Raw genomic sequence first — 2,274 nt, 5'->3', positions numbered from 1 at the left:
TAGAGCCGTAAGATAGACATAATTATAAAATAGCTTCTAATGATTCAGAGATCGCTTCTGCCGTCCTTTCAAGATCCTCATCTGTGTGTGAAGTTGAGAGGAAGCCAACCTCATAGCCTGATGGAGATATATATACTCTTCTATTCAACATCTCCCTATGGAATTTAGCAAAGAGGTCCATGTTCGATTCCTTTACTTCGCTGACTGAACTGATATCCATTCTTTTAGTAAAATATATTGCAAAGATAGACTCAATTTGCAGAAAAATAACTCTTCCCGCAAACTTATTTAAAGCTGGTTCTAATAGTCTTTTAAAGCTTTGCGATTTATCATTCAGAAGTTTATAGGCATTAGTCTTTTCTAGTTTATCCAGTGTGGCGATACCGGCAGCCATTGCAAGAGGATTGCCAGATAGGGTACCTGCCTGATATACAGGTCCTTCAGGAGCTACATTTGCCATTATCTCCCTTGATGCTCCATAGGCCCCAACAGGCAAACCACCTCCTATTATTTTACCTAGGGTGGTTATATCAGCCTTAATGTCAAAGTATTCCTGGGCCCCACCTCTGGACAGACGAAAGCCATTTATAACCTCGTCAAAGATTAACAGAATCGCGTATTTATTACAGAGATCCCTTACTTCTTTTAGATAGTTCTCTTTTGGAGGAATAAGCCCATAATTACACGGGACAGGCTCCATGATTATTGCGGCTATATTATCGCTCTCCCTTTTCATAACGTCATGAAGCATATCGATATCGTTGTATGGAAGTATGATTGTATCCTTGACATTGTTTTTGGTAACCCCTGATGAATCTGGGATTCCAAAGGTGGCAAGACCAGAACCTCCAGCAACCAGCAGGTGATCCGCATGACCATGATAGCATCCATCAAACTTGATAAACTTCTCCTTTCCAGTATATCCTCTTGCAAGCCTAATAGCGCTCATGGTTGCCTCTGTACCAGAGTTTACAAACCTTATCTTTTCGATAGACGGATATCGATCTATTACCATCTCTGCAATCTCAACCTCATATCGGTTGGGGGTCCCAAAGCTGGTGCCATTATTTAGGGCAACCAGTATTGAATCCATAACATCCCTGTCAGAATGGCCCAATATAAGAGGGCCCCACGACATACAGTAATCTATATACTCATTATCATCCTCATCAACTATATGTGATCCTATCCCCTTTTTTATGAATATGGGATTACCTCCAACAGACCTAAAGGCTCTAACTGGCGAGTTGACTCCACCTGGCATTAGGTTGACAGCTTCATTGTATAGTTTAATAGAATTCTCAATATTCATAATTTATTTAATCCTTATTGATTCTCTGCATTACCGATATGATATAGAAGTTTCTGTGGTCATTTCTTGTCAATATGCAATTAACAAATTTTAGATTTACTCAAGTTCCTATATGAATGTTCGCGCTACCCAATCACCTACATGATGAGTTAGTGCAATAACCAAGAGTGCAATAATAATATGTTCCGCAATTACCTTCCATCTTTTGTCACCCTGTTCTTTTGCCATATAATTACTAAGAATACTCAGCACTAATATCCCCCAGATTATATTTACTATAATTGCTGTTAAGAGTTCAAATAGTAAAATTGGGATAATAAAGGATAATGTAAAGAAAAATTTAGATAAAAGGGTTGAGATTGCTGATTCCCATAACTCTTTTGTTGTATGAGTATTTTCAGACTCTTCAGAGATATGAATACCCAGTGCATCTGAAAATGAATCCGCAATTGCTATTGTTAATACTGCTCCAATAATTATGATCTTCGAATGAGTACTAGAATGTAGACCAACCATTAGACCAAGCGTTGTTATTATTCCAGAGGTTATGCCAAAGCTAAGCCCTACCTTTAATGAGTGCTTCATAGTTTTTCTTCCTTGCATACATATAATCTTATGCATTTTTTCCCGTATATAAAATCAACCCTTAGGTGCAATTATTTACTCAACTTAACTGACTTTTATTAACTACAGGCTAAATCAAGAGAAGACTTTTGCGATTGGGGAGGGTTGTTGGTATTTTCATAGAACTTTCTGATATGCACGCATTGCGGGCTGTCTTTTGCTTAAAATTATTTTGTTTAGAATAAAAATACCAACAACCCTCCCCAATCGGTACAATTTTAGAGCAATTTAATTGCCTTGTCAAGGGTACAATCCCTTCGGGACGGCGAAGCCGTCCTTGACAAGGCAATTAAATTGCTCTATACGCTAAACCTCTGAATAGATGAGCTAAAAGTCAC

General features: G+C 38.1%; 2 protein-coding genes. Both read right to left on the bottom strand.

What is annotated here, in order from left to right; genetic code table 11:
• Nucleotides 1-22 precede the first annotated feature (22 nt).
• A complete protein-coding gene (gene hemL, locus SVZ03_05435; GenBank protein ID MDY6933652.1) occupies nt 23-1,312 on the bottom strand; it encodes a glutamate-1-semialdehyde 2,1-aminomutase in 1,290 nt (429 codons plus the stop codon).
• 108 nt (nt 1,313-1,420) lie between these two features.
• The gene (locus tag SVZ03_05430; protein ID MDY6933651.1) at nt 1,421-1,897 is read right to left on the bottom strand and encodes a hypothetical protein; all 477 of its coding nucleotides are present in this window, start codon (nt 1,895-1,897) and stop codon (nt 1,421-1,423) included.
• Between the last annotated feature and the right edge of the window lie 377 nt (nt 1,898-2,274).

Source organism: Spirochaetota bacterium (assembly GCA_034190085.1).
Taxonomy (GTDB): domain Bacteria; phylum Spirochaetota; class UBA4802; order UBA4802; family JAFGDQ01; genus JAXHTS01.
The sequence above is the reverse complement of the archived record's forward strand: the minus strand, read 5'-3'. Positions and strand labels throughout refer to the sequence as shown.